Source organism: Arthrobacter oryzae, from assembly GCF_030718995.1.
GTDB lineage: Bacteria > Actinomycetota > Actinomycetes > Actinomycetales > Micrococcaceae > Arthrobacter > Arthrobacter oryzae_C.
The window spans coordinates 3,737,678-3,763,875 of sequence record NZ_CP132204.1; the positions used below are offsets into that span (position 1 = coordinate 3,737,678).

The 26,198-nt window shown below is 62.2% G+C and carries 22 protein-coding genes; 12 read left to right on the forward strand and 10 right to left on the reverse strand.

Features of this window, described 5'->3' with window-relative positions; all coding sequences use genetic code 11:
* Positions 1 to 120 precede the first annotated feature (120 nt).
* The 5 genes from Q8Z05_RS17035 (at position 121) to Q8Z05_RS17055 (ending at position 6,260) form a co-directional block, all read left to right on the forward strand.
* Positions 121 to 591 (forward strand): hypothetical protein, encoded by a 471-nt coding sequence (locus Q8Z05_RS17035; RefSeq protein ID WP_305940759.1) that lies wholly within the window; start codon positions 121 to 123, stop codon positions 589 to 591.
* Positions 592 to 704: 113 nt separating this feature from the next.
* Positions 705 to 2,501: a ThiF family adenylyltransferase gene (locus Q8Z05_RS17040; protein ID WP_305940760.1), complete on the forward strand. Its 1,797-nt coding sequence runs from the start codon at positions 705 to 707 to the stop codon at positions 2,499 to 2,501.
* A 566-nt stretch (positions 2,502 to 3,067) separates the two neighbouring features.
* Positions 3,068 to 4,636 (forward strand): ATP-binding protein, encoded by a 1,569-nt coding sequence (locus Q8Z05_RS17045; protein ID WP_305940761.1) that lies wholly within the window; start codon positions 3,068 to 3,070, stop codon positions 4,634 to 4,636.
* A gap of 11 nt (positions 4,637 to 4,647) precedes the next feature.
* Positions 4,648 to 5,985 carry a hypothetical protein gene (locus Q8Z05_RS17050; protein ID WP_305940762.1) on the forward strand — a complete coding sequence of 446 codons (1,338 nt, stop codon included), beginning with the start codon at positions 4,648 to 4,650 and terminating at the stop codon, positions 5,983 to 5,985.
* A gap of 26 nt (positions 5,986 to 6,011) precedes the next feature.
* Entirely contained in the window at positions 6,012 to 6,260 is a 249-nt protein-coding gene (locus Q8Z05_RS17055; RefSeq protein ID WP_305940763.1) for a hypothetical protein, read from the forward strand.
* A gap of 119 nt (positions 6,261 to 6,379) precedes the next feature.
* On the opposite strand, the gene Q8Z05_RS17060 is transcribed toward Q8Z05_RS17055, so the two are convergent.
* Entirely contained in the window at positions 6,380 to 6,511 is a 132-nt protein-coding gene (locus Q8Z05_RS17060; protein WP_305940764.1) for a hypothetical protein, read from the reverse strand.
* Positions 6,512 to 7,643: 1,132 nt separating this feature from the next.
* On the opposite strand from Q8Z05_RS17060, the gene Q8Z05_RS17065 reads away from it, so the two are divergent.
* Positions 7,644 to 8,300, forward strand: coding sequence for a hypothetical protein (locus tag Q8Z05_RS17065; protein ID WP_305940765.1), 657 nt, complete (start codon positions 7,644 to 7,646; stop codon positions 8,298 to 8,300).
* Positions 8,301 to 8,432: 132 nt separating this feature from the next.
* Here the strand turns inward: Q8Z05_RS17065 and Q8Z05_RS17070 are convergent, their stop codons facing one another.
* The 3 genes from Q8Z05_RS17070 to istA form a co-directional block, all read right to left on the reverse strand.
* Positions 8,433 to 8,762, reverse strand: a complete 330-nt coding sequence (locus Q8Z05_RS17070) for a nuclear transport factor 2 family protein (RefSeq protein WP_305940766.1) — start codon at positions 8,760 to 8,762, stop codon at positions 8,433 to 8,435.
* A gap of 96 nt (positions 8,763 to 8,858) precedes the next feature.
* A complete protein-coding gene (istB, locus tag Q8Z05_RS17075) occupies positions 8,859 to 9,677 on the reverse strand; it encodes an IS21-like element helper ATPase IstB (protein ID WP_305940767.1) in 819 nt (272 codons plus the stop codon).
* Positions 9,674 to 11,350, reverse strand: coding sequence for an IS21 family transposase (gene istA, locus Q8Z05_RS17080; protein ID WP_305940768.1), 1,677 nt, complete (start codon positions 11,348 to 11,350; stop codon positions 9,674 to 9,676). The genes istB and istA overlap by 4 nt, the downstream gene beginning before the upstream one ends.
* Before the next feature lie 213 nt (positions 11,351 to 11,563).
* Here istA and Q8Z05_RS17085 point away from each other — a divergent pair, with 213 nt between their 5' ends.
* Positions 11,564 to 12,286, forward strand: coding sequence for a pyruvate kinase (locus tag Q8Z05_RS17085; protein WP_305940769.1), 723 nt, complete (start codon positions 11,564 to 11,566; stop codon positions 12,284 to 12,286).
* 42 nt (positions 12,287 to 12,328) lie between these two features.
* On the opposite strand, the gene Q8Z05_RS17090 is transcribed toward Q8Z05_RS17085, so the two are convergent.
* Positions 12,329 to 12,553 carry a three-helix bundle dimerization domain-containing protein gene (locus Q8Z05_RS17090; protein ID WP_305940770.1) on the reverse strand — a complete coding sequence of 75 codons (225 nt, stop codon included), beginning with the start codon at positions 12,551 to 12,553 and terminating at the stop codon, positions 12,329 to 12,331.
* Between the two features lie 120 nt (positions 12,554 to 12,673).
* Here Q8Z05_RS17090 and glgX point away from each other — a divergent pair, with 120 nt between their 5' ends.
* Entirely contained in the window at positions 12,674 to 14,806 is a 2,133-nt protein-coding gene (gene glgX / locus Q8Z05_RS17095; RefSeq protein ID WP_305940771.1) for a glycogen debranching protein GlgX, read from the forward strand.
* A gap of 98 nt (positions 14,807 to 14,904) precedes the next feature.
* Positions 14,905 to 15,327, forward strand: coding sequence for a MarR family transcriptional regulator (locus Q8Z05_RS17100; protein ID WP_305940772.1), 423 nt, complete (start codon positions 14,905 to 14,907; stop codon positions 15,325 to 15,327).
* Positions 15,328 to 15,897: 570 nt separating this feature from the next.
* Here Q8Z05_RS17100 and Q8Z05_RS17105 read toward each other — a convergent pair.
* Both Q8Z05_RS17105 and Q8Z05_RS17110 read right to left on the reverse strand, forming a co-directional pair.
* The gene (locus Q8Z05_RS17105; protein ID WP_305940773.1) at positions 15,898 to 17,310 is read right to left on the reverse strand and encodes a M1 family metallopeptidase; all 1,413 of its coding nucleotides are present in this window, start codon (positions 17,308 to 17,310) and stop codon (positions 15,898 to 15,900) included.
* Positions 17,307 to 21,242: a Pls/PosA family non-ribosomal peptide synthetase gene (locus Q8Z05_RS17110; protein ID WP_305940774.1), complete on the reverse strand. Its 3,936-nt coding sequence runs from the start codon at positions 21,240 to 21,242 to the stop codon at positions 17,307 to 17,309. Before Q8Z05_RS17110 ends, Q8Z05_RS17105 begins: the two co-directional genes overlap by 4 nt.
* A 255-nt stretch (positions 21,243 to 21,497) precedes the next feature.
* On the opposite strand from Q8Z05_RS17110, the gene Q8Z05_RS17115 reads away from it, so the two are divergent.
* Positions 21,498 to 22,007 (forward strand): hypothetical protein, encoded by a 510-nt coding sequence (locus Q8Z05_RS17115; RefSeq protein WP_305940775.1) that lies wholly within the window; start codon positions 21,498 to 21,500, stop codon positions 22,005 to 22,007.
* 47 nt (positions 22,008 to 22,054) lie between these two features.
* Here Q8Z05_RS17115 and Q8Z05_RS17120 read toward each other — a convergent pair whose 3' ends face one another.
* Positions 22,055 to 22,291 carry a hypothetical protein gene (locus Q8Z05_RS17120; RefSeq protein ID WP_305940776.1) on the reverse strand — a complete coding sequence of 79 codons (237 nt, stop codon included), beginning with the start codon at positions 22,289 to 22,291 and terminating at the stop codon, positions 22,055 to 22,057.
* Positions 22,292 to 22,866: 575 nt separating this feature from the next.
* On the opposite strand from Q8Z05_RS17120, the gene Q8Z05_RS17125 reads away from it, so the two are divergent.
* Positions 22,867 to 23,520, forward strand: coding sequence for a hypothetical protein (locus Q8Z05_RS17125; RefSeq protein WP_305940777.1), 654 nt, complete (start codon positions 22,867 to 22,869; stop codon positions 23,518 to 23,520).
* A gap of 191 nt (positions 23,521 to 23,711) precedes the next feature.
* The gene (gene ppk2, locus Q8Z05_RS17130; protein WP_305940778.1) at positions 23,712 to 24,647 is read left to right on the forward strand and encodes a polyphosphate kinase 2; all 936 of its coding nucleotides are present in this window, start codon (positions 23,712 to 23,714) and stop codon (positions 24,645 to 24,647) included.
* Here the strand turns inward: ppk2 and Q8Z05_RS17135 are convergent.
* A complete protein-coding gene (locus tag Q8Z05_RS17135) occupies positions 24,644 to 25,387 on the reverse strand; it encodes a phosphonatase-like hydrolase (RefSeq protein WP_305940779.1) in 744 nt (247 codons plus the stop codon). The genes ppk2 and Q8Z05_RS17135 overlap by 4 nt on opposite strands.
* Complete coding sequence (locus Q8Z05_RS17140; RefSeq protein ID WP_305940780.1) at positions 25,380 to 26,156, reverse strand: GntR family transcriptional regulator; 777 nt, start codon at positions 26,154 to 26,156, stop codon at positions 25,380 to 25,382. The genes Q8Z05_RS17135 and Q8Z05_RS17140 overlap by 8 nt, the downstream gene beginning before the upstream one ends.
* Positions 26,157 to 26,198 lie beyond the last annotated feature (42 nt).

Below are 26,198 nucleotides of genomic sequence, written 5' to 3' on the forward strand. Positions count from 1 at the left end.
TCCGGCAAACGCGACGCCGGCGAATGATGTCTTTGTCACTCGCGAGGGTGATATAACGACAGGCGCTGGCGATAGCGACGGGCAAGTGCTGTCCAAGGTCGAGCGTAAGGTTTTCGCATAGTGTCGTTCTTCGGACGGCTCTTTGGCCGTCTGGAAACCAATCAGATCTCGACACAAACGGCGCCATCGACTGTAGCGATCGACACCCGACATGCTCGGGACCGCCAAACTGCCCAGACGGCACTTCCTCGAAACACCCGTGAAGAAGCAATTGGGGACACAACTTACTGGGTCTACTCCTTTACCGATCAATTCGAGCGTCAGTACACCATGGGCGCTTACTTTGATGGTCGGGAGTATCAAGTAAGAGTACTGTCTCCGCGAATCCCGGAGGAAGTCGGGCTGACACCAGACCAACTGAGCATCCACGACTGCCACATTTTTCCTAATGGCAGGATCTGTCTCAATCCACCGGCAAACGGCGCACTCACTCTCCAAGAGGCGTATTCAAAATCTGTGATCTGGGCAACTGGGTTTACTGCGTATTGCGAGATAGGCCAGTTTCCCTTTTCGAAGAATAACGAGCGTTAGGCACACGGATGGTTTTCGCGATTACTGATGACGCACTGGCGCGAGTTGCTGAGACTGTTGGACGCCTGCGCCCAGAATCAGGTGGTGCGATGTTGGGGCCCCGAGGCTCCGCGTTGGTCAGCCACTTCATATTCGACAAGCACGCCCAGACAACTGGCGCCTCCTATGTTCCTTCCGAGGAGTTGGGAGTAGCGGTGAATCAGGCAGAACTGGCTGGCGGCGGGCTCGAACTAAAAGGGATTCTGCACTCACACCCAGGCGGCATGAACCATCCGTCCACCACGGACCTCGCTTCATTCGAGTCGTACTTGGTTTCGAATCTGCACCTCGACGACTTGGCCGTTGTGATCTGCACATTCGCCCGGGAGGCCCTGCGATCGAACGAGATACAACTCGGTGACCTGCGGTATTCACTTTTCAGAGCCTTTCGAACGGGCAGCGGGACCGCCCTGCTGCGAGCTGAGAAGCCCAGGGTGCTGCCTGTTGAAGGCCTTCAGAGGGTTCTGGTGGACGTGTTGGGTGCTGACTGGTCTGCCTCGGAAACGGAAGCCATGGTGACGGACGGAACCGGCGCACTGCTGTTTCAGCTTGAAAAAGAGGAGCGGCCTCAAGCTATCGTCGTGGTGCCAGAATCATATCCAGGCATGGCGCCTGTGGTTTATATCGAACGCGATACGGGTGCCACAACAACGGTGGCGCTGCCGTGGTCGTGGGGAATGAGCTTCGACGCGCGTGTCAACGAGTACGCACACGCCCTATCCGCAGCATTCCAGCATCGAGATTCAGCCTTGCGCCCGAATCTGCAGCTCGGGACCGTCCAACTCCCGGAAATGCCGAGGCAGCCCCCTAGTGGAAGCGTTTCACCACAACCTTCAGTGACTGTCGCCGGACAGCCCGACCTGAAGTGGCCGTATCGCTCATTCCGGGAACTCCTGCGCCCGGCATTGGAGAGCGTCATGGACAGGAACGGGCGCGCAGCTACTCGGCGGCTCCTCGCCCGGTCGCAGGGCATCCTCGATTCTCAAATTAGAACCGAGCGGGTACTGATCCTTGGTTGTGGTTCTGTAGGATCTACCGCGGCGTCCCTGCTGGCTCGGGCCGGCGTGGGCAACTTCATCCTGATTGACCCTGAACGCGTTGCACGAGAGAACGTCGGTCGCAGCATATACGAGGTGCGGGACGTAGGGCGCTTCAAAGTCAACGCCCTCCATGCAGCCCTCAAGCGCATAAATCCGTCAGTTTCCGTGACGGTCATCGACCGGGATTTCCAGGACCTCTCGGCGCCATGGCTCCAATCGGTTGTTGAGAGCGCCACCGTGGTCTTTGGGGCCGCTGATGACCACAAAGCCATGTGTCGGCTCTCGCATTTTAGCTACCGCATGGGCACCCCAGGAGTATTCGTCGGTATTTACTCCAGAGCAAAGGGTGGCGAGATCATTGTGAGCCTGCCTCCGAACCAGGTTTGCTACTCATGTGCAGTTCGCACGAGGGTGGGCCTGGAGCCGGAAACCGGTGACCTCGGGGCCAGAGAAGTGGACTACGGCACGGGGCGACTGGTTGCGGAGCCCGGGCTATACGCTGACGTCTCAACAGTCAGTTCATTCGCCGCCAAGATCCTCCTCGCTGTCACTCCGTCGCTGCCTGAAGAGTCCGCTCTGTCCACTGATTTCCGGCGGCCCATTTCTGCAAGCGGAGGCACTTTCAGCCTAGTGGGAGTATCGCCCGGCTTTGCATTCTTTGGAGAGCCGGGTGCGTTAGGTAGTGCGCCAAATCAGCTCGCGTTTCAGTCCATTTGGATGCGCCCTTACAGATATGACGACTGCACTACCTGCGGAACTTCGCCGTCTGGACTCCATGATTCGGCTGAGCCAGCGCTGGATGTCCTCAGAGCACTTGTGCCGGGAGAGTAGCCGAGGTGCCCCTTTTTCCCTTCCAAGTCGGAGCGCTTCCAGAAATCTCTACTGCTGATGGCGATGACTCTTCTGCGGTTCTTCTCGAAACACTGGACGGAATTGGACGCGCTCGGGTGGGCCTCCGTTTGAGTCAAAGTGCATCAGGGATCACTGCCGAGCCTCTGTATGACAGCTCTCTGGCCGCCTCAAGGGCAGCCGACGCATGGGTGCGACTCAAGAGCATGCTCGGAGGTAAAACGGTACCCCGATCAGTGAGCCAAGAATACGGTCTCGGGGAGGTCTGGCGGCCATCAACGGTTCCGAGCAAGCAAGGGACGCTTCTTCCGGGCCTGGTCGTCGTGCTGTCCCGGTTCTCGGCCGACCCATGGACGGCCGAGTTTGTCCCACACGTGGACCGCCAAAATCGCCTACGAGGGTGGAACTTCGCGATCTGCATGCACCAACCACTTCACGCGAGGGTCGCCGCGACTGTCTCCCCGCCCACCCTTCTAAGTGACGCGATGCTTGTCCGAGCAAGTGAGACGATCGCTTGGCGAGCAGCTCGAACTCTCACGGATCCGGCTATGAACGGTGCCGGGCGATTCTCCACATCCGCTCTGGCAACGGCTTTCATGTACCCCGGTCTTGGCCAAGCGGGAAGCGGATCGAACATCGCTGGTAAGCGAAGCCACGCCAATGTGACTGAAGGGCTGTGGGACAGCTTCGATCCGAGTGACTTGGCCCGGCATATGCTCATTACAGGGGGGCCAGGTACCGGCAAGAGTGTGGCCCTTCGATCTCTACTTGCGAAGCTATCGCACCAAGCTCCCGAGACGGCTGTTGTCCTTATCGATCCGACGAAACCTGCCAACGAATACCGCAGCCTTTGGGGCAGCGGGTACACGCTGTTCAAACCCCTCTCCGACGGGTCGCTGAATCTCTTCGCTCCGCCAGACGACGCTGAGGATGCATACTTCGAACACCTCTTGGAAGCGATTGACCAGGCAACGGCGATGTCGGAGATGTTCCCCTTGGGCCGCTCCTATCTGACAAATGCTCTCGCGCAAGCTCGAACGAGCACCGAGCGCACTAGCCTGTTTCAATTGGTCAAGACTCTTATGGTGACCATTGACCGAGAACGGCGTGGTGGCAGTAGGAATGCCCCTGATGTAATGGCGTCATTGATGGCTCGACTTGTCAGCGTTTTCGACGTTTTGGGCGGCGGCGCTCTAGCGGGAGCAAGCCCTGAGGGGATTCCCTGGAACCAACTAGTTTCTGGTCGGACTGTCGTTGAACTTGCTGGGATACCCAACATGGCTCAAAAACGGCTCGTGGCCCTCTGCCTCTTGGCCGGTGTGCTGGACGTAGTGCGTGTGACCAATCGTCCGGGAGGCCTTGTGATCGTTCTGGAAGAAGCGCACTTCTTCTTCCAGAACCACGAGGGAAAGACTCACAGGTCCCTGCTCGAGTCACTTCTTTCAGACGCGGTAGCTGAACTACGAAGCCGCGGAATTTCCATCATTCTTGCGGAGCAGCTACCACGCGAGGTGCCCGACGGCATCTTTTCGAACGTTGGCTCCTACGTTGCCTTCCCCAACCGTGATGCAGACCAGGCGGAGCGTATAGAGAGTGCGTTGGGATTCAGAGAGCGAACGGGTGACTGGGTATCTCAGCTGCCAGACTTTCACGCGTTCTACCGTTGGCCAAGCCAACCTGTCGCTGCCCTAGCAAAGTCCACTCCCTCCGAGAGCATATCGCTGGCCGGTTCTCCTGGTCGGCTCAAGCGCGAGCCCGATCGCGGAATACTGCCTTGGTGCGTGAGGTGTCCCGCCCCCTGTGTAGCGCCCTCGACCGATGATGACGTCAGTGCAGCACGATCAGTGAACGCCAGATACATAGACGAAGGCTCTCCGGAGCAAGCTTATATTTGGTCCAATCTGGAAGCCGCGGCCCAGCACCTCGCTAACGTTCATGGGTGGTCGGAGCCTTTGGTTGTCCGCGACAAACCCAAGGACATCACCAGCATGCGAGTCGGAGTTTACTGCTTGGCTAGCCGCATGGTGATGTCCGACGCGGCGTTCCCTTATGGACAGCGCGCGCAATGGCACTCCATGCTCGCCAACTGGGCGTCCAGCGGAAAACTAACAGGATAGGAGAAGGTCTTTTGCAAAGTGACATGATCGCGACTCTTCCCACACCCCTTGACGGTCCTATTAACGTCGAATTGGGCACGCTGGCCGTGCTTCTTAGGCACAACGATGTGGTCGATGTGTTGTCCCCGGGACGGTACTCACGGACTCGCTTGGCCATGATGGGTGTGCTGCCTAACGGGCTAGCCACCATCGTCGTCAGAACTTCGGTGTTCCCGTACAGCACCACAGTCGACGCCGTTCGTCTTCGAGACGGGGCCACTGTCGACGTCGCTGTCAAGGTCCATGCAAAGCTGCGGCTTGACCTCGATCAAAGATCTTTCTTTCGAAGAGTGCTGCAAGAGTTCGGAACCAATTTCGCCAGCGTGATCCCAGGACTCCTGGACCAACTCGTCCGGGAGGCGCTCCAAGATTCCGGAGCCGAGAGGGACACCGCCCTTGCGAATGTCGGCACCGTGCGGCGTCAATTCGGGAGCGCGTTGGCCCCCCACCAACTGTTCGAAGTCGTCGACGTTCCTTCTCTTAGAGTCATAGGGGATGACCCCTTCCGTGCTCAGCAGGAAGCAGAAAGCCGACTAGCAGAGATCGAACGAGTGCGTGCGCTACGCGGCGTTCAGTTGGCGTCGGAAACCGAACAGCTGCGCCTGGAGCATTGCACCAGACTTGCTCAAGTCTTGGGTGTGGATCCCCTCTATCTATGGGACCCTCAGGGCTACCAGGCCTCTCGTGACTCTCAAATATCTGCGCTTGTCAGCCTCCTAGGGCAATACGGCGAGAATGTCGCGGTATTGGCAGAAACATTGGGTATGGATAGCGCTGTGCTCGGTGGGATTCTGTCCGGCGCAGGGCTCCATCCACAACCAGGCGTGCTCGGCGACAGCACCGCTCACGGGGCCAGCCCAAACCGCGGGGATGTGGGTAGTCACATCGTGGCGACATATCGGATGGACGAAAGCCTTGGCTTGCTCCCGGAAGGTGCCCGTGCCAATCTGGCTGGCGGCGTCCTCCGCCAGATGAGCACTCCCGAAGGTGAATTCGTTTCGTTGGCTATTTTGGTGTGTGAGGATGATTTCGCACTCGCGTCGTGTCGCGCGGAAGTTGATAAATTAACGGAGAATCAAACACTGATCGCTGCTTTGGTCGACGCCAGAGATCACCCACAACATGTCTTCCGCTCGGCCGCCAGTCAGATTCTCGGAATTAGCCATGAAGCTCTAGACGTCAAATTCGAACTTGGCCAATTGCTTTGGGAAGTGCCCCAACCAATGCTCGAGGCCGGCGACTTGGGATCATTCGTAGCGGAATCTATCTGCGATCTCTTCGTATCTCCTGTGGCAGTCGCGTTAGCGTAAAAATCATCTAGTTCAAAGGAGCAACGGTGGCAGGTAAATGGGATCCGGAAGTTATTCACGGGACCGTCGACGACCAGGAGGTCACCCTGAAGTCTACGTTCGACGGCTCCGAGGTGTTGGTCTCCCGTGATCACTTAGGCGATATTCAGGCGGACGTTGATCACGTGCACGCCTGGAACCAGGGAACGGATCAGCCCGATCACCACGACATGCGGTGGTCAGAGCCGCTGTTCGATTCGCAAGACGGGGAAGACACCTCCGAACCCGTTGCCTGAAGCAATTCCGCGGTCTGATACCCGTGATCTGGCCTCCAAGTACCTTCATGAGTGCGGTGGGTCGGAACTGCTCTGCTCACGTCTCCTGATCGTGTCGAGGTCCAACTGTGCGGAGAAGTTCAATTGATAATGAACCTTTGACCTTCAATTTTCTCGGTGACCTCGCGCATGATGATCTCCCCCTGTCGCGTCACGAACACTTCGAGGGGTTCGGTCAGCTGAAACAGGCGGGCTTGGGTCAGCTGAGACATTGGAGCTTGGGTCAGCTGGCACAAGGGGTGGGTCAACCGGAGACGGACCGCCCCGTCTTTGGGATTCAAGCAGGACATCTCGGCCGGCGGCGAGGTCCAACTGGGTGACAGGCCTTCCCTGCTGAATTTTCGGGCTGGTGTCATGGCCGGCGCATTCAGGCGATTCGACCTCCGGATCATGATTCGTTTTCATGCGTCTTCCCAATCGACGGGTATGAGGGAGGAACTCTCTTTTTTGAAGCTGGCATTGTCATCTATTTGCACATAAAATGACCGATTCCGTTCTGGCCCTGTCAGGATGACGCACACAAGGGACCATCTAGGAAAACGCTAGATGGCTTTTTCCTAGGGCGTCGATGTGATGGTCCGACCAGGTCGAGCCCGGCTAGGCGCTCCAGAGGATCGTCTGCACCCATCAATCCGAGCGACTGGACGGTTAGCGCCAAGTCTCAAGATTCGCGCGGCAGCTTATCTCCGATCGAGCCGGCCGCTTTGTCAATCTGTTCGCGCGCCATAGAACCGCGCCCCGGGGTGACTATGTCAATCCTTTTTGGCCCCGGCAGGACGGTTATGTCTGGCCCCACCAAAAGTCCTCAAGCTCTGTTCCTGGACGAACCAGCGGAGTCACTGAGCCATAGGAGATGCAGGTAGCGGATCCCCGACACGTGTTGGTTAGAGAAGCGGACCTGCATGTCCGGCGACAAGCAGCCAGCCCTCTTCTTCATGAACCCATACTTGCGTCATAGGCATGCGGTAGGGCAGTGGCCCAAGCCCGCGCCACCAGGGACGAGGTGCGCCGGCTTATCGGTGGAGCCGGACCTCGTCGGCAGCTCATTGACTTGGAAGCGCAGGCCGGGGCCTGATCAGGCGGCGAGGGCGTAAGAACCAGACCGATATCGGGCGCGGATCGGTATTTCCAAGGTGTATCAAATGCAGCGCTATTGGTGATCGATTCGACGCATGGATCGGTCGAAGGGTGTACCGGAGGCGTGCCTTCTCTGGGCGGCGCAGTCCGCAGCAAGTGGGCAAAGCGTTACTAAAATCAGTCCTAGATCTCCTCGCGTCAACAACGCCGCTTCCATTCTCCGGACCACGAACTACCGGAATTGAGCCGAACCCGTAAGCTAACGTCATGACCGCGTCGAGCTTTCTTTTCCAGGACCGATCTAGGCGAACAATAGTGATCCCCTGGGGCACAGACTTCAACTCACGCTTGCGAAGTGCCGTCGCGGACGCGCCCCCTGAAATAGCTAATCCGGCAATCCCTTCGGAACTTGATAGATACCGGATCACGAACGATAGTTCGCTTAGCCTCCTGGACTCGCGTCAGGTCGAGCCGAACGGTCTGTTGCCCTTCCACATCTGCGCCACGGCGTTCCGAAGTTGGGCTCCCGCCGAGGAGGAACTCCTCGACTACCAGCGGCAGTGGACAACGCATCCCGAGGCCACCTCGGAATTTCGGCTAGTCGATAATTACCTTTACGCTCTCATCTGCGTTTACCAATTCAATCTGGCGAACCTCTCTCTGGTTGACGAGTCGAGCGACTTCTCCATGCTCCAAGGTGCCCTGTCGAGCATCCAGAGGGTCCGTGGCCTACTCCAGCAGGCGATCCCATTCGAGGCGTCCCTAAGGGATGACCTCAACGGCTTTCCTTGCCCGACCGAGCAGGTTCGCAACGCCGTCGAGCGCGCCACCGCCACCCACGCCGCAAAGATATCAATACCGCCCTTTCCTCGGCTACTGCCCACTGCTCGGCTGCATCAATCTGCATCTCCTCTGGATAATTAAGTCCTATTCGGTTCAGTGGTCGTAGGCCGTCAGTGAGCGTTTTCGGGGGTTCGTTGGTTTCCGGCTGTGTCCATGGCGGTTCGGCGCACGAGCAGCCGGTCGGCCAAGCTCCAGAGCACGTAGGTGGGGCCGCTACAGTTGTCCAGTGAGACCCAGTGCACCAACCCCGACATGCACTATTGGTTTTTGGCTGCCCATCGTTGTTACGTCGTCGGTGACGAGGCACGTAAGAACTGCCATGTCCCCGATCACCGTGATATCCGCCTGCTCAAGGGTTTGGGCGTGCCACGTGTTCTGGCCTTCTATGTTGGACCGAAGGTACGTCTCCCGATTGAACTGGTCTCCTTTATGGGATGTCCAGCAAAACTTGGGGTGCAAAAGCCGACTTAGCGTTTCTCCGTCACGTCGCGCCAGGGCATCTGCGCGCTTTAGTGCAGCACTCAACACTTCGTGATCGGTCATTGGTCCAGTCTGTCAGTTATTGCTAAACGCTGAACATCTGCCGCAGTGTCGAGTGCCCATACTTTCCCCAGGACGGTCGTACCCATGATCGACCGATTAGCTCGCGCTCTGTTGGGCGATGGTGTGGGCGAGCCGGTAGGAGTCCGTGCCGGTTTCGATGATCGTGCCATTGAAGGTCAGCCGGTCCACGATCGCGGCGCACAGGCGTGGGTCGCTGAAAGTTTTGGTCCAGCCGGAGAATGACTCGTTCGATGCGATTGCGATGGAATTCTTCTCCTCTCGTTCGGTCAGGACCTGGAACAGGAGTTCGGCGCCCCGGCGGTCCAGTTCCATGTAGCCAAGCTCGTCGATGCAAAGCAGGTCCACGCGGCCGTAGCGGGCGATGGTCTTGGCCAGGACCTTTTCATCGGCGGCTTCGACGAGTTCGTTTACGAGCCGGGTAGCGAGGGTGTACTTAACCCGATAACCCTTCTCCGCGGCGGCAGTACCGAGTCCGATGAGCAGGTGGGATTTGCCGGTTCCGGAGTCCCCAATCAGGCAGAGGGGTTGTCCTTTGCGGATCCATTCCCCGGTGGCCAAAGTGTGGATGGTGGCGGGGTTGATGTTCGGGTTTGCATCGAAATCAAAGTCCCCGAGCCACTTATCCCGGGGAAAGTTCGCAGCTTTCACACGGCGGATGGACGAGCGCCGGTCCCGGTCGTCGCACTCCGCCAGCAACAGCTCGGCCAGAAATCCCTGGTAGGAGAGTTGTTCCTTCCCGGCGACGGTGAGGGCTTCGTCCAGAACCCCACGGATGGTGGGCAAGCGCAGCCGGCGGCAGGCCTGGTCCACGGCGGCAACCGCTGCCTGTTCGGTCAGGCCGCGGCGCCGGCGCAGAGTCGGGGTGATGGTGGTCGTCGGTGCGGTGGGGCTCATGAGATGTTCTCCTTCGACGCGGTTCCTGCAGGGTGTTCGGAACGTTTGGCCAGCAGCTCGTCATAGGCACTGACCGAGGGCAGGGGCCGGGCGTCAGGCGGGAGCCCGGCAATGACGGCGGCGGGGTCCATCAGCCGGCGCTGGGTGAGACTGACAACCCGTTGCACTTTCAATTCGCCGTGAGCACCGGGATGACAGTCGGAACTGGCCCCACCCCATGAAGATGCCGCGGCGTGTCTGCGGGCTTCGACCGCGACGACGTCGGCACTGACAGCACCCACCCCCAGCGCCGCAGTGATGCCTGCATGGATGTCTCCTGCGTCCATCGAGCGGTGCAGCAGCAGGACGTCGATGAGTTCACGGGTCCCCTCGGCGTCACCGTTGACCCGGCGAGAGGCAGCCCAGAAGGCCTCATGCGCGCTGGTGAACGCACCAGACTCCCGCGCCTTGGCCAAAGCAGTGGAGCCGGGAAGGGCGCCGGGTTTGGTCTTGAGTACTTCGAGATAGTGATCCAACTGGACCGATTGCCCGGACCGGGCAGCGACCCGCTGATGCCTGGCGGCCACGGTGCGGCCGTCGAAGACCACGAGCTCGGACGCCCGCAACGAGACCCGGACCCTCCGGCCGATGAGCCGGGCCGGGACGGAGTACTTCACCATCCGGACCGTGACCATCGAAGACCTATCAACTCGGGGTGTTAGCACCAGACCTGGATCAAATTCCCCCGCCGGCAACGAGGCCAAGAACGGCCGTTCAATCTCGAAGTCCTGACCGATGGTGCGGATCCTGTCATTGATCCGCCGGTGATCGTCCTGGGCTTCCCATCCCCGGATGCGGTCATTGAGCTCATCCAGGGAACCAACGACTGGCATGGGCGAGAGTCTGTTGCGCCGGAACCAGCCCACCTCGCCTTCAACTCCGCCCTTTTCATGGGCGCCTGCGATGCCAGGCTGGCAATAAAAGGGATCGAAGCCGTAGAACGAACGGAACAACACCCACCGGTCGTTCTCATGGCGCTGCCGGCCTTGCCCGAACACCACAGCGGTGACCGCGCTGGTGAGATTGTCGTATCGGATGTGTTTAGTCGGGATGCCGCCAAGAACGTTGAAGGCCTCGATGTGGCCCTCGAGAAAGGCTTCCTGGGCCTGAGTCGGGTAAATCCGGTGAATGGCTCTGCCCGAATGCGACAGCCGGAAGATGAACATGTGGCACTTCGTCTTCACCCCGTTCAGCACGACATAGACCTCGCCGAAGTCCACCTCGGCTTCGGCGCCCGGCGCGTGTTCCTGAGGAACAAACACCTCAACGCGGCGTCCGGCCTCCACATCAATCTGGGCCCGACGGACCCTTACGTAATCACGCACCGTGGAATACGAGAGCTCCTGCGCACCGTGCTCTTCGATGAGCCGGGCCAAAATCCTTCGTGCGGTATGACGCTGCTTCCGCGGAGCCGTTGTATCCTCGATCAGCATCGCGTCGATCGCGCCCTTGAACGGCTCCAGCCTCCAGGACACCCCTTGTCTCTGTTTGCGCTCCGGAGGGGCAGCTGAATCCAGTGCCTGCCTCACAGTTCTTCTGTGGACTCCGTACCGGGCGGCCAACGCACGAACCGACAGGCCCTCAACCCGGGCGTCCCTTCGGATCCGGCCGAACAACTCCACTCTCGACTCCATCCAGACCAACCTTCCGCCGCATCCATCCACTGATGAATCCAACGTTGAAGGTGGGGCCACAAATAACCGTCACAAGGTGCCCGGCGAGTCATGAAGTGGGGCCAGATATATCCGTCCTACCGGGGCCATCCAAATCTGTCACAGCCACCCGCCGACAGCCGCACTATCGGGACCCACCGGATAGGCTGCACCCTCCCAGGTGTCTTCGCTGACGTGGGTCCCGGGGAAAGGATCTGGTTCGACGACGGCAAGATCGGCGGGGTGATCACTGACGTTCGGACCGGGGAACTGACCGCCGAGATTCTTTCCGCTGCTACGCGGGGCTCACGCCTCCGGGCCGAAAAAGGCATCAACTTCCCCGACAGCCGGCTCACAGTCCCGGCGCTGACAGAGCAGGACCTCGCAAACCTCGAACGCGTCAAGAAATTAGCCGACATCGTGAGTATGTCCTTCGTCCGCACAGCGGCCGACGTCCGCGATCTCCTGTCCCGCCTGGACGCCGAGCAGGACCGCAACCTGGATATCCTGCTCAAGATCGAGACAGTGGCAGCCTTTGAATCCCTGCCCGAAATCCTTCTCGAACTGATGAAGTGGGCCGATGTCGGCGTCATGATTGCCCGCGGCGACCTCGCCGTGGAGGCGGGATTTGAACGACTGGCAGAAGTCCAGGAGGAAATTCTCTGGCTCTGCGAGGCCGCCCACGTGCCGGTCATCTGGGCAACTCAGGTGCTGGACACCCTGGCCAGGACCGGTCTGCCCTCGCGCGCTGAAGTGACCGACGCCGCGATGGCACAGCGCGCTGAATGCGTCATGCTCAACAAGGGCCCGATCATCAACGAAGCCATCAGCATGCTCGCAGACATTCTGGGCCGGATGCAGGACCACACCCGGAAGAAACGTAGCCTGCTGAGGCGTCTCCGGGCCTGGGACCGCTGAACCTGGACGCCCAGGGGTTACAGGAGTGACCGAGTCCTCAGTCTACGAATGGCCCTCGGCCGGCTCGAAGGTGAATTCCCGTTTCAGTCGGCTCCTGGCCTCATGCTCAACCAGGGTGGGAATGTAACTCCTGATACGTCCGCCGGCCAGGGACTCGTACTCTTCGCCGACGATCCCTGCGATATGCGTCCGCGGCGCCTCGGGAAAACGAACTGAGAGTCGGTCGACAACCGCAAGGACAATGGTTTCTTTTTCCGCTTCACTCACTACGCCAGTGTCACCCGGGGCCGGACCGGCGTCAACCAATCCCGCGGACAAGCCGTCACAATTGCGCCATTCCCCGCGGGAAACCCCCCGACGTTCACTTTGGCTCAGTAGCATGGCGCCGTGGAAGCCCTCCCGGATATCCATCACCCCGCTGCGGCCCTCGGCGCGACGCTAACGGCCCAAGGCGCGGATTTCGCGCTGATCTCCACCACAGCCACCGCCGTCGACCTGTGCCTGGTAGACGACTTCGGAGTCGAGACCCGGTACCCGATGTCCGCGGACGACGGACTTTGGACTGCGCACGTGCCCGGCGCCCGCGCAGGGCAGCGCTACGGCTACCGCGTCGACGGGCCATTTAACCCGGCCCGGGGCCTCCGCCACAATCCGCAGAAGTTCCTGCTGGACCCGTACGCGAAGGCCATCGACGGCAGGGTCTCATGGGAACCCTCGCTGTATGCCTTCGACCAGAGCGACCCGTCCATGCCGGACCTGACGGACAACAAGCGCCACACCTTCGCGTCGGTGCTCATCGACACCGCCTACGACTGGGGGACGGACGCCCGCCCCGCAACGCCGTTGAACCGGACTGTCATCTATGAGGCCCACGTCAAGGGCTTGACCAAGCTGCACCCGGACGTCCCTCTAGCCCAGCGCGGAACCTACGCGGGCTTAGGGCACCCGGCTGTCATCGCGCATCTTAAGCGGATCGGCGTGACCGCTGTGGAACTCCTCCCGGTCCAACAGTTCGTCAACGACGAACCGAGCAATGGGAGAACGAACTACTGGGGCTACAACCCCATCGGCTATTTCGCACCCCACAACGCCTACGCCATGGCATACGCGGCGGGCCAGGCCCTCCCCGGGACCAGGACGAGGTTGACGCCCGGCAGCCAGGTCACCGAATTCAAAGACATGGTCAAGGCCCTCCACCATGCAGGCATCGAGGTGATACTCGACGTCGTCTACAACCACTCCGGCGAAGGCGGAGCCGACGGGCCCAACCTGTGCTTCCGAGGTATCGACAACAGCGCCTACTACCATCTGGTCCCCGGCGACGAAGCCACCTACGAGGACTACACGGGCACCTCCAACACCCTGAACGTGGGCTCACCCACGGTCCTGCGCATGGTGATGGACTCCCTCCACTATTGGGTGGAGGAGATGCACGTCGACGGATTCCGGTTCGATCTGGCCCCTGCGCTGGCGCGCGCCTCGGACCGGGTCGACATGCTGTCCGCGTTCTTCGAACTGATCGACTCCGACCCGGTGCTGGACGGCGTGAAGCTCATCGCCGAACCGTGGGACCTTGGCCCCGGAGGCTACCAGCTGGGCAACTTCCCTCCGCGATGGGTGGAATGGAACGGCAAATTCCGTGACGTCGTCCGCGACTTCTGGCGCGGGACACCGGGTTTCACCGCCGAACTCGCGAACCGCCTCACAGGCTCCGCCGACCTGTACCAGGACGACGGGCGGCAACCAAGCGCGTCCGTGAACTTCGTCACCTCCCACGACGGCTTCACACTGCGGGACCTCGTCTCCTACGACCATAAACACAACAGCGCGAACGGCGAGAACGACCGCGATGGCGAGTCCAACAACCGCTCCTGGAACTGCGGCACCGAAGGACCCACCACAGACCCGGACATCGCCGCCCTCCGGGCACGCCAAATGCGCAACCTGATTATCACCTGCGTCCTCGCCCAGGGAGTCCCCATGCTGCGCCACGGCGACGAACTGGGCCACACCCAAGGCGGGAACAACAACGCATACTGCCAGGACAACGAGATCTCCTGGATCAACTGGGCTTCCGCGGATCAGGACATGATCGCGTTCACGGCGCGCGTTGCCGGGCTCCGCCGGGACTACCCCGTCTTTCGGCGCCGCACCTACTTCGACGGCAGACCGGTGGCCCCCGCAGAGGGCCTCAGGCTGCCCGACATCCAGTGGCTCAACGCCGACGGAACACCCAGAACGGGAAACCAATGGACCCAGACCTGGGAAAAGTCCCTCGCCTGTTACCTAAGCGGCAAGGGCGTGCGAACGCGCCGGAATGAACCCGAAAACGATTTCCTCATCATCTTCAACGCATCACCGAACGACGCGCCACACCAAACACCAGGGGATTATTTCCCCGCCGAGTGGGAGGTCGCCCTGACAAGCTGGGACGGCCCGGCGCCGGCAAGAATTCCGGCGGGAAGTAACTTCACAGTGCCCGGGAGGACCGCCTGGATCCTCCGCTCCGTCGAGGACTAGCGCTACGCATGGTTCTTTCGACGCTGGAGCATGGCGGCGGTGAGCCGCAGCCAATCTTGGCGGGCTATGCACCGACCCTGGAGCCTGTGCATAGTGGCATGGTGAACAGACCGATCGGATACTGGGTCAAGCGGTTGGATTCCTTGCTGGAGAAGCTGCTCGATGCCACGCTCGCCAGTCTGTCCCTGACGCGGAGGCAATGGCAGGTGCTCACTGCGTTGCGCGTTGGCGCCCTCGCACCCGCCGACGTCGAAGTCCTTCTGCGAAGCCTCGATTCCGGGGGCGGAGGCGGCGTGCAAGAGCGCGACATGGCCGCGCTGGTCCGAAAGAGGCTAGTGGTCCTGGTGGATGGCCGGCTGAGCCTGGCCGAGGCCGGCTCCGAACTGCATTTAGAGGTCTCGAGGCGGATGGAATCCACCCGCAGTGAGCTTACGGCGGGAATCGGCACGGATGAGTATGCGATTGCAGTCAGCGTTCTCGAGCGCATCACGAAAAATGCAGATCGCCTCACCACGGGGTAGATGTGCTGGGACCGGCGGCGGGGCGGCGTCGGCATTTCGCTTTGGACTCAACTGTGTCGGCCCGGAACCATCCAGGGCACAGGATGCCCCTCGACATCAGATGGTCACCCTCTTGAAAGATTAGGGCCATGTGCCCAGGGCATTGTTAAGCCGTGACGGATAGCCTTGACTGCACGAGACCGGAGGCCGGGACGGTGACCGACCCTCGAGCCGGTGCCGGCACGCTTCTTGTTGTGGGCCAGGAGATTGAAGCTTGGTATAGGGGCGAACTGGTCTATCGGGGCCGCGTGGTGGATACCCTCCGGTCGGGTAATTTGTTTTGGATCAGCGAAGCGCGTACCGGGGACAGACGTTTGCTGGACACCGAGGAATTCAACATCCTGCCCTGTTCCTGACATGCCCGGGAAATGGGTCCTTCGGCCCCCGTCCCGTCCCGTCCACGGTGGTTCCGCAAGATCAACCCAGAACCTGTGCACCAGTGTGCTGAATACCGGAGCGAAGCCGTGCGGATACAGGCGGTCAAGGAAAGGCCGGTGAGGATCAGTCCGATTAGGCCGGCTCCGGCGGGCTTCAGAGGGCAGGCAACGGCAACCGGTACAGCCAGGGTGTAAGTATGGTGCGGGCATCGAATCCGGCGACTGCGCCGCAGATCCGGTCGGCGGTGCGGAACAGGTCCGTGGTCGTGACGGATCCAAAGCGGTGTTCCTCGGTCCAGGCTCTGAGGAAGCTGAAGAACAGCCCATCACCGGCGGCGCGGCGTAAGGCGTGGACTGCAAGGGCGCCGCGAGTGTACACCCGGTCATCGAACATGCTGCCGGGGCCAGGGTCGCCGACCAGAATGTCCTGGGCGTTGACGGCCAGTCCGCGCCACGCGGCTCTGGCCTGTGTTGCTGCAGTTGCGTTGCCTGAGGCCTCTGACCAGAGCCACTCGGCGTAACTAGCGAATCCTTCGTGGAGCCAGATGTCCGCCCACGTGGTGGCGGTCAGTGAGTTTCCGAACCATTGGTGGGCCAGTTCGTGCGCTATCAGGCGCTGGGATTCCCAGCCCTGGTTAAGGTGGTTGGGTCCGAACACGGAAAGAGACTGGGCTTCGAGCGGGATATCGAGTCCGTCGCCGGGGATGACAACGGTGTAGGAGCTAAACGGGTAGGGTCCAAAACAGGTCTGGAAGGTGTCCATCATCTGCCCTTGGCGCGCCAGGGCGGTGCGGGCTTTGGTCATCAGGCCCGGTGGCGCTGCCACGAACTGAGTGACGGGGCTGGGCCCGTCGAGGCGGGCGGCCCGGTGGGCCGGGGGGTGGGCGTGGAACGTCAGGGGCACGAGGTCGTAGCGGCCAATCTGGACCGTCGCCAGGTAACTGGCCATGGGTTCTGCCTGTTCAAAGACCCAGGTTTTGCGGCTGGTGTTGACATGGCAGGAAACCAGGACGCCGTTGCAGATGACCCGATAGTTGGCGTCGGTGGTGATCGTGAATCCGAAGCTGGCTTTCTGGCTCGGATGGTCGTTGCAGGGAAACCAGGTTGGTGCGCCGGTGGGTTGCCCGGCCACCATGACACCGTCGGTGAGTTCTTCCCAACCGACTGAGCCCCAGGTGCCGCGCAGTGGTGCCGGACTGCCGGTATAGCGGATCTCAAGGCTGAAGTCGATGCCGGCGGGCAGAGGCCGGTCCGGTGTGAGGATTAGCTGGTTACCGCGTTGAACGAACCTTGTCGCTGGCAGCCCGTCCAGCTGAAGCTTTAGCACGCGTAGCCCGGCCAGGCTCAGGGTGATTGTCCGGAGCGTTGTGGAGGCCCGTGCGGTGATGGTGGCGTGGCCGAAGATGCGGTTCGTAGTGACTTGGTAGTCCAGGTGCAGGTCATAGCGGGAGACCTGGTAATCGCGGCTTCCGTGTCCGGGCGTGTAGTAGTCGGTGGATGCCCGGACTGCGGTGGCGTTCCGTGCCCGGGTTCTTGCCCTGGCCGCGGGCTGGCGGTCGGCGGTCACGGCGCCCCGATTGTCCGGGCAGAAGCGGCAGCCGCGGCGGTAACCGGCGGGTCGGTCCAGGGGCTGACGGGGTTGCCGATCCAGTAGCTGCCTGCGGGGACGGTCTCCCCACGCATGACGAGGGACGCGGGCCCGACAGTGCCGCCAGTCCCGATCCGTGCGGCCGGGAGGATGACGCCGTGTGGGCCCATGGTCGCCCCGGGATCGAGGGTTACGGTGTCGATGCTCATCACCCGGTCGTGGAAGAGGTGCGTCTGGACCACGCATCCGCGGTTGACCGTGGAATTCGCGCCGAGCGTTACCAGGTCGGCTTCGGGAAGCCAATAACTTTCGCACCAGGTGCCGGAGCCGATACGGGCGCCGAGGGCCCGTAGCCACCACACCAGGGCAGGAGTTCCCGCGGCTGCCCGCGCGAACCAGGGCGCGGTGACCATTTCGATGAAGGTGTCCACGACCTCGTTGCGCCAGATGAACGAACTCCACAGCGGGTGTTCCCCGGGGCGGATCCGTCCCACAAGCAGCCATTTGGCCGCCACTGAGCTGCCGGCCGCCACCGCGCCGGCGGCCAAGACCACCACGGTTCCCAGGAGCGCCGCGACCAAATAGCCGTCAAGGGTGGCGAGGAGGTCAAGGACGGCCAGGACGCTCACGGCGATGGCGGCGGTCAGGATCACCGGGACGGCCCGGCCCAGCTCCCAGCACGCCCGGTAGATCTTCAGCCGCAATGAGGGCTTGAAGGTCAGGCTTTTGTCCATATCCATCCGTGCCCGCCGCAGCCGGACCGGAGGGCTGCCGAGCCAGGAAGTTCCGGACTTTGCTTTGTGAGGTGTCGCAGAGAGGACCGCGACGAGGGAGTTTTTAGGGACGCTGCGCCCCGCGCCTGTCATGCCGGAATTGCCCAGGAACGCACGTTTTCCAATTTTGGCCCGCCCGATCTTCATCCATCCGCCGCCGAGTTCGTAGGAAGCGATCATGGTGTCATCGGCCAGGAACGCCCCGTCCCCGACCGTCGTCATCGTTGGCAACAACAACACAGTGGATGCTTCCACGTTCCGGCCCACGGTGGCTCCGAGGAGCCGCAGCCAGACGGGCGTGAAGAGGCTGGCGTACAACGGAAAAAGCAGGTCCCGTGCGATATCGAGCACGCGTTCGGTGGCCCAGACCCGCCATCCGGTTAAACTGCGGACCCGGTAGTGTCCCGGAGTCAGCCCTAGGCCCAGCAGCCGGACGACGCCGGCGATAAGGATCATGTTGGAGACGAACCAGATGACCGCCGCTGCGGGGACCGCCCACAGCAGTACCGGCCAGGAGGAGGCGAGTGAGTCCTGGCCGCGAAGAGCCCGGACCACTAGGAGTGCCCCTGCTGCTCCTGAAATGAAGGGTATTGTGGCCAGCATCGCAGAGGCGAGGGCGTAGGCGGGGAACCAGAGCTTGGCACGTGCGGTTGCCGGTGGCGGGGCTGGCCACTCTTGGAGTGCTTTGCCAAGGCGTTGTGCTGGTGAACCGGCGAACCGCTGGTGGGCGCGGACCTTGCCCAGGACCGCAGAACCTGGGGCGATTTCAGCTCCTGCACCTATGCGCGTGCCGGGCATCAGGGTACTGCGCGAACCCACGCTGGCGCCCGGGCCGACCCGGACATGTCCGATGTGCACCAGGTCGCCGTCGATCCACCAGCCCGAGAGGTCCACTTCGGGTTCGATCGAACAGCCTGTTCCCAGGCTCAGCATGCCGGTCACGGGCGGGACGGAATGCAGGTCCACGTCCTTGCCGATCTTCGCGCCGAGCGCACGCGCATAGTAAGGGACCCAAGGTGCTCCGGCCAGGCTGACGGCGCCTGACAGGTCCGAGATTTGTTCGGCCAGCCACAACCGCAGGTGGACTTTCCCGGAACGCGGATAACTGCCCGGGACGACACCGCGCAGCAGGAGCCGCGCCGCTCCGGCGGACACCGTCATCCGTCCCCAGGGGCTGACGAACACGGCCCAGGCAGCGAACACCCACCACCACGACACCTCCGGGGCCGCGCGTAGCACGCCCGCCGAACCGAGTACGTTGTTAATGGCCATCAGGTACGTCAGCCACCGCATGGACACCAGTAGCTGTAGCGGGATCCCGGCAAGGAGCTGGAAGACTTGGGACCTCATAGCGGTCGGCTTCACTGTGCGGTCGGATGCAGCGGCCGCTTCGCCTCCGCCGTCCGGGGCAGACAGGCGTGCCAGTTCCACCAGCGCCCCGAGCCGCGGGCGGGCGTAGATGTCCGAGACCGTGATCGTTGGGTAACGCACGCGCAGGGCCGAGACCAGCCGAGCCGCGGCGAGGCTGCCACCGCCGTGCGCGAAGAAGTCGGCATCCAGGCCTTCCGGGGCCGCGCCCAAAATATCTGCCCATTGCTCCACAATCCACGCGGACCGGTCATCCAAGGCCAGGCCTGGACCGGCGTCCCCTGAGGAGAAAGTGGAGTCTAGAGGCCAGGGCAGCGCGTTCCGGTCGACCTTGCCACTGGTCTTGACCGGAAGGGATTCCACGACGGCCAGCAGGGGTATGAGCGCCGCCGGCAGCCGCGCGGCGAGAAGACTTCGCGCTTCGGTCAGGTCGGGGGAAGTCTCCGGCGCCGGTGCAATGTATCCGACGAGTATCTGGTTTCCTGCGGCTGTGGTTTGGACTGCGGCGGCCGCGGCGTGGATGCCCGGCAGGGCCTGGAGGGCTGCGTCGATTTCGCCGAGTTCGATCCGACGGCCGCCGAGTTTGACCTGTTCATCGGCGCGCCCGACAAAGATCAGGCCCTCGTTCTCATAGCGGACCAGATCGCCGCTGCGGTAGGCGCGGTCCCAGTCGAGGGTGTCCATGGGCGCGTATTTCTCCGCGTCTTTGGCAGGGTCGAGGTATCTTGCCAGGCCTACACCGCCAATGATCAGTTCCCCGATCTCACCCTCTGCTACGGGGATACCGGCCGGGTCGACGACGGCCAGGTCCCAGCCGTCCAGGGGCAGCCCGATCCGCACCGGACCGGTTCCTCCCATTTGTGCGGCGCAGGCCACCACTGTGGCCTCGGTTGGTCCGTAGGTGTTCCAGACTTCGCGTTCGTCTACGGCCAGCCGGGCGGCGAGTTCCGGCGGACAGGCCTCACCCCCGAAGATCAGGAGCCGGACGGCCTCAAGTGACTCGGCCGGCCAGAGTCCGGCGAGGGTGGGGACCGTGGAGACGACGGTGATGCCGTTGCTGATCAGCCACGGACCCAGGTCCATTCCGGTCCGAACCAAGGATCGGGGAGCCGGGACCAAGCAGGCTCCGTTGCGCCAGGCCAGCCACATTTCTTCGCAGGACGCGTCGAACGCCACGGACAGCCCAGCCAGGACGCGGTCGGAGTTGTTCAGAGGCTCGACCGGCAGGAACAGGCGCGCTTCGGCGTCTATGAATGCCGCAGCTGAGCGGTGCGTGACTGCCACGCCTTTCGGCGTGCCGGTCGATCCGGAAGTGAAGATCACCCAGGCATCGTCTGCCGGTGTCGCCTGCCGCGGTGCCGGGAAGGGCCGCACCCTCTCTGGGGAGGTGATGATCTCACCGGCACGCAGGATGCCGGCGACGCCGGCTTCTTCAAAGACCAGGCGTGCCCGCTCGTCCGGGTCGTCGGCGTCTACGGGAACGTAGGCGGCACCGACATAGAGAGTTGCGAGAATCGCTATGTACAGCTCGTTAGTCCCGGAAGGGATCCGCACCCCGACCTTGTCGCCAGCGCCGATCCCGGACTGATGCAGACGACGGCCGTAGGCTTTTACCTCACGGAGCAGTTCCGCATAACTGAGCGAGGTCCGCCCGTCGTCGAGCGCCGAGGAGTCAGGGAACCGTTCGGCGGTTTCCACCAGAATCCGAACCAGAGTGCGCGGCGGGGCAGCGTCGGCAGCGCGGGCTAGCTGCGCGTTGTGAGCTGTCACTATCCCAGTTTCTCCGAAACGGGCTCTGACATCACGCTTCCGTGCTAATCAGTCGCCGCATTGGCGAATGTTACCCCGCTCCTGCAGGGCGCACTCGGTCGGACGGAGCCCGGATATCCGGAAATGGAGGAAACGCGCGAAATCTCGGCTCTAAGACGATGCCCTGGAGCGATCCCCATGCACTACTCTCTAGGGAACGGGACCTGCCAGGTGCGAAGTGGTTACAACATAGACCATCGGGCGTATTATCGGGCAATGCAAGACCCGGACCAAGGGGAGTTGAGACGTCGGCTGGAATTGGCGGCGCCCTTCTTTCGCGACCTTGGACACCTAGTTTTTGAAACGTATGCCGCAGCCGGGATCCTCAACGCCCTGCCGGATGGTTCCTTCCCTGTCGCCGATGCCCGCTTCCACAGGACAGCTGAGGGCCTGACTTACCATCCGCATGGCCCGGTCTACTTCACCGTCACCCGAGCCGGGGAGCTGAGGCTCGGCCAGGACGTCGGAATTCCGCTCACGGAGGCGATAGGTGCATATGTGCAGCTGGCGCGGGAGCAGGAACTGGAGGACGCCGGGCCGGAAGAAGGTGCAACCGAAGGGTTCCCGCCACCTCGTCTCGTTTTGGACTCCGACACGTCCCGGCTCTACATTGCGGACGTCACCCGGACTCGTCAGACCGGGTCCGGACAGGGCTACGTACCGGTGGAGCAGTACATCAAAGAACGTGCCCGGCTGTTCGTCGAAGCCTTCCGGGCTGCGCGCTGAAATAACAGCGCCGGTACCGCGAGGCCAGCCGGGACCGGACGGGCATCCTAGCCCTGGGTCCCAAGAACGGCAGCAACGCTGTGGTGGAGAACGAATTCCGGCGTTCCGTCCCCATCGACGGTTCCGGCCGAGACGTAGTAACTGTGTCCCATTCCGGGGCCGCCAGCTGCCCTGTCAAGGGCTTTGAGTGCGGACTGCGTCAGTACCCCCTCAGGTCCCGCGGCCCGGAGTTCAGCCAACTCCTCGGGGCTCAGTTTTTCGACGAGGTGGGTAACGTCCTTCATCGGGCTCCTCAGCGGGCGACAAGCAACTAGTGCGTTATGAGCCCAGCTTAGTGCGTGACGGCCCGCGTGACGGCCCACACCGCTGTGCTCAAGCGGAAATAATTGCGGACCTCAAACATTGGTGCAAGGACAACGCAGGCTATATGCGAATGTAACGCGCAAGATCTCCGGCAGGCCGTGGGATGCAACGAAGGCCCGCCCATGGGGGACAGGCGGGCCTTCGCAACTAAACGCTACATCGCTCTTGTATAGCTATCGAGTGGATGAGAGTGGAAGCCTAAATTGGCTCACCACCTTAACCGGGGCGTAAAGCAGATCCTGTCTACGCAGCGGTCGGGCCAACGCGCGTGCTGGTGTCTGGGCCGGATTCCGCTCTCGCGCCGATGCGGACCAAACCGAACGGCTGATTGGCACCGACCAGGTCATTGATCGCTACAAAATTATGGCTCCGGCTGGTAACTTGCGGGAAATGGACGCAAGCTGAGTAAGGGGTCATGAGGAGTGTGCGTGATCGCGCTCCCGTTGCACAGGAAGGACCTGGAATTCCTAAACCAAAACGGCAACCCAATCCGTTGTTGAGCAAGTACCTCAACGTAAGCCACCCCACCAATGCGAAAGCCAGCGACCTCGGAGTGCTCAAGCCGATCGAGCCCGCCGCCAGGCGGGAGGGGAAGCCCCTCCTCGGCGATGATCAGGTCTATGTGATGAAGTATGGGAGCGAATACCACACGTCGTGGTGCGAGGTTGTGGCGGACAAGTGGGCTCACGCACCCAGAGGACTGCTGGTTTCCATGGTGGCCGACGTAGGGGTGCGGACCCGTTGCCCGGAATGCGACCGGGCCTTGAAGGCCGCCAGAACGTCGTCTGCCGAGCAATATCAGGCGCAAGCCCCGCCCCCTCCGGCACGCCTGCCGCGTGGCGCGGTGATCCCGCTGCGGGTCGTGGGGGCCGCCCATGGAATCCTCTTTCTGGCGGCGGCGGCGGAGTTTCAGAACCGTCTGAGGGAGACCGCGGTAGAGCCGGCCACCCCGCTGCTCGTGGACGGCCGGCGGGAGGGGATGGTGGTGCGGGTGGACGCCGCCCGCGAAGAACCACTCCTGGTGGTTCAGTTGGATCCTCGCGCCACGTTCCGCGATGGTTCGTACCAGGTTCGCCTGCGTCGTCCTCTGCAGCGCTCGGCGACCAAACCCTATGCTGTGGACTCCGTTGAATCGGCACCGTGGGCGTAGCAGGCGCACACCCGCTGGCGACGACGGCCAGAGGAATTTGAGCAGGATGCCAGCATCTGCGGACGCCTGGCCCCGGGCGTTCATTTCGCGCTGATATAGCTGCTTTGCGTGCAGGGTGTAGCACCTGGCCGTCTCTGCGATGTGGCTGTGCCACAGGGACGTCACGAAAAGTTGGCTTTGGAGGCATATAGATGACGCAATCAGGCGGGGCATGGACGCCGGGGGACCAGTCGTGGGTACGGGACAATCTGCGCGAAGCCCTGGACCGTCTTGTCGAACAGGGCTATACCGTCAGCGGTGGCCACAGCGACGACCCGGAGCTTATCGACCCCCAGGGCCTGGCCGTGGACACCTGGAGGGAAGACTACCCCTACGAGGAACGGATGACACGGGAAGACTACGACCTCGAAAAGTACCGGTTGCAGATCGAGCTGCTCAAGTTTCAATACTGGAGCCAGGACCACGGCCTCAAGGTCGTGATCGTTTTCGAAGGACGGGACGCCGCCGGCAAGGGCGGAACAATCAAGCGCTTCACTGAGCACCTGGATCCCCGCTCGGCCCGAACTGTAGCGCTGAGCAAACCCTCCGACCGTGAGCAGGGCCAGTGGTATTTCCAGCGCTATGTCCAGCAGCTGCCGACTGCCGGCGAAATTGTGATGTTCGACCGCTCCTGGTACAACCGTGCCAACGTGGAGCGGGTCATGGGCTTCTGCTCGGACGAGGAGTATGAAACCTTCATGGGGCAGGCGCCCTTGTTCGAGAAGATGCTCGTGGACTCCGGAATCCACTTGATCAAGTTTTGGTTCTCCGTAACCCGCCGCGAGCAGCGAACCCGCTTCGCGATCCGCCAAATCGACCCCGTAAGGCGCTGGAAGCTTTCGCCCATGGACCTGGCTTCACTGGACCGGTGGGAGGACTACACGACAGCCAAGGAGGACACGTTCCTGCGTACTGACACCGATCACGCACCCTGGATCACGATCAAGTCCAACGACAAGAAAAGGGCGCGGGTCAACGCCATGCGCTTCTTCCTCAATCAGTTCGACTACGACGACAAAGACGCCTCAGTGGTCTACGGCCCGGACCCGCTCATCGTCCGCCGCGGCCGCGAAGCAGCCGGGGACTAATTCGTGTGCGTCCCGGCCAGGATAGCCGGGATGCTACTGACGCCGTCCAGGATGTGGTGGTGCGGATATTGCGCGAGGGCCGAACGGTCCAGCTTTCCCGTCAGCACGCCTACCGCCGTGACGCCCGCGCGGGTGGCGGCGAGCAGGTCGTTGGCGGTGTCCCCGGCGGCCAGCACTTCGTGGACGCCCTGGACTCCGGTGAGTTCCATGGTCCGGTGGATCATGTACGGTGCGGGCCGGCCGGAGGCCACGTCGTCGGCGCAGACCACGGCATCGAGCACGATGCCGGTGCCGGCGTTGCTGCCCCTGGCGGAGCCGATACTACGCACGCTGCCGCCGCCGTCGTCCGCTACGGTCCAGCCCAGCCCCGCAAGCAGTGGCTCCGCGACGTCGCGGGAGAAGCCGGTAGTGAGCGCGACCTTGATTCCGCGGTCCTGCAGTTCGCGGATGGCGTCCTCGACGCCGGTTAGCGGCACGGGCGGGTTGGCCGCGTAGGAATCAGCCAGCAGTTGCTTGAACCGGGCGAAGGCGTTCCTGACGGTGTCAGGGGTGGAGATTCCGCCGCCGCGTTCGATGAGTGCGGTGATGGCTTCAACTTTGTCTGCGCCCATCCATTCCTGGACGGCCTCGGGCGTGGTCGCGGCGCCGGTTTCTTCAACTGCACGGGCCAGCGCCACGTAAACGTCGCCGTGTTCATCGATGGTGGTTCCTGCCATGTCGCAGACGACGAGCTTAATCATGGGTTCCGTTAGCGCTTTCTGTGTGGACGCGGACCAGGGCTGCGCGCCGGTCCACGGTGTTGTCGATGGTGAAGTTGGTGAGGGACGGCAGATAGCAGTCTTCGGAGTATTCAAGGGGCTGCCCGTCAGCTGATGAGGTGAGCCGGCGTTCGCGCAGCAGGGGAGTGCCCGGGGCCTGGTTCAGCAACTCGGCGTCTTCGTCGGTGGCGGCCACGGCGTCAATAGTGTGTCGGGCGCCGTGCAGGTCAACGCCATGTGCCTTGAGGAACGCGAAAATGGAGCCGGAGTCCGTGTCGAAGTCAAAGAGCAGGCGGCCCACTTCCGGGACGAAGCTGGTGCGTTCAATCATGGCCGGTGTCCCGTCCAGGAAACGGACCCTCAAGACCTCCACCACCTTCGTTCCGGCAGGCACGCCGAGCTGCTCGGCGGCCTCAATAGCGGGTTCTCGGAGGGCTACTTCCAGGGTCTTCTGCCCGGGGACCTTTCCGATTCCCACGGCCCACTCCGTGAAGGAGTTGAACGTGGAGAAGGATTGTGACGGAACGGCGGCGCGGACCATGGGGGACCGGCCCCGGCCGCCCGTCAAAACTCCCTCGGAGCGGAGTGCGGCCAGCGCCTGGCGGATGGGTCCCCGGGATGTTCCGAACTCACGGCACAGCTCAGCTTCACTGGGCAGCTGAAAGCCTGGAGGCCAGGAACCGTCCGAGATCCGGCGCGCGAATTCCTCGCTGAGTCGAAGGTGAAGGGGAGCGTTCTGCTGGGTAGTCACAAGTTGATAATACAAGTTACCGTGGCTGTTTTCCCGACCCTT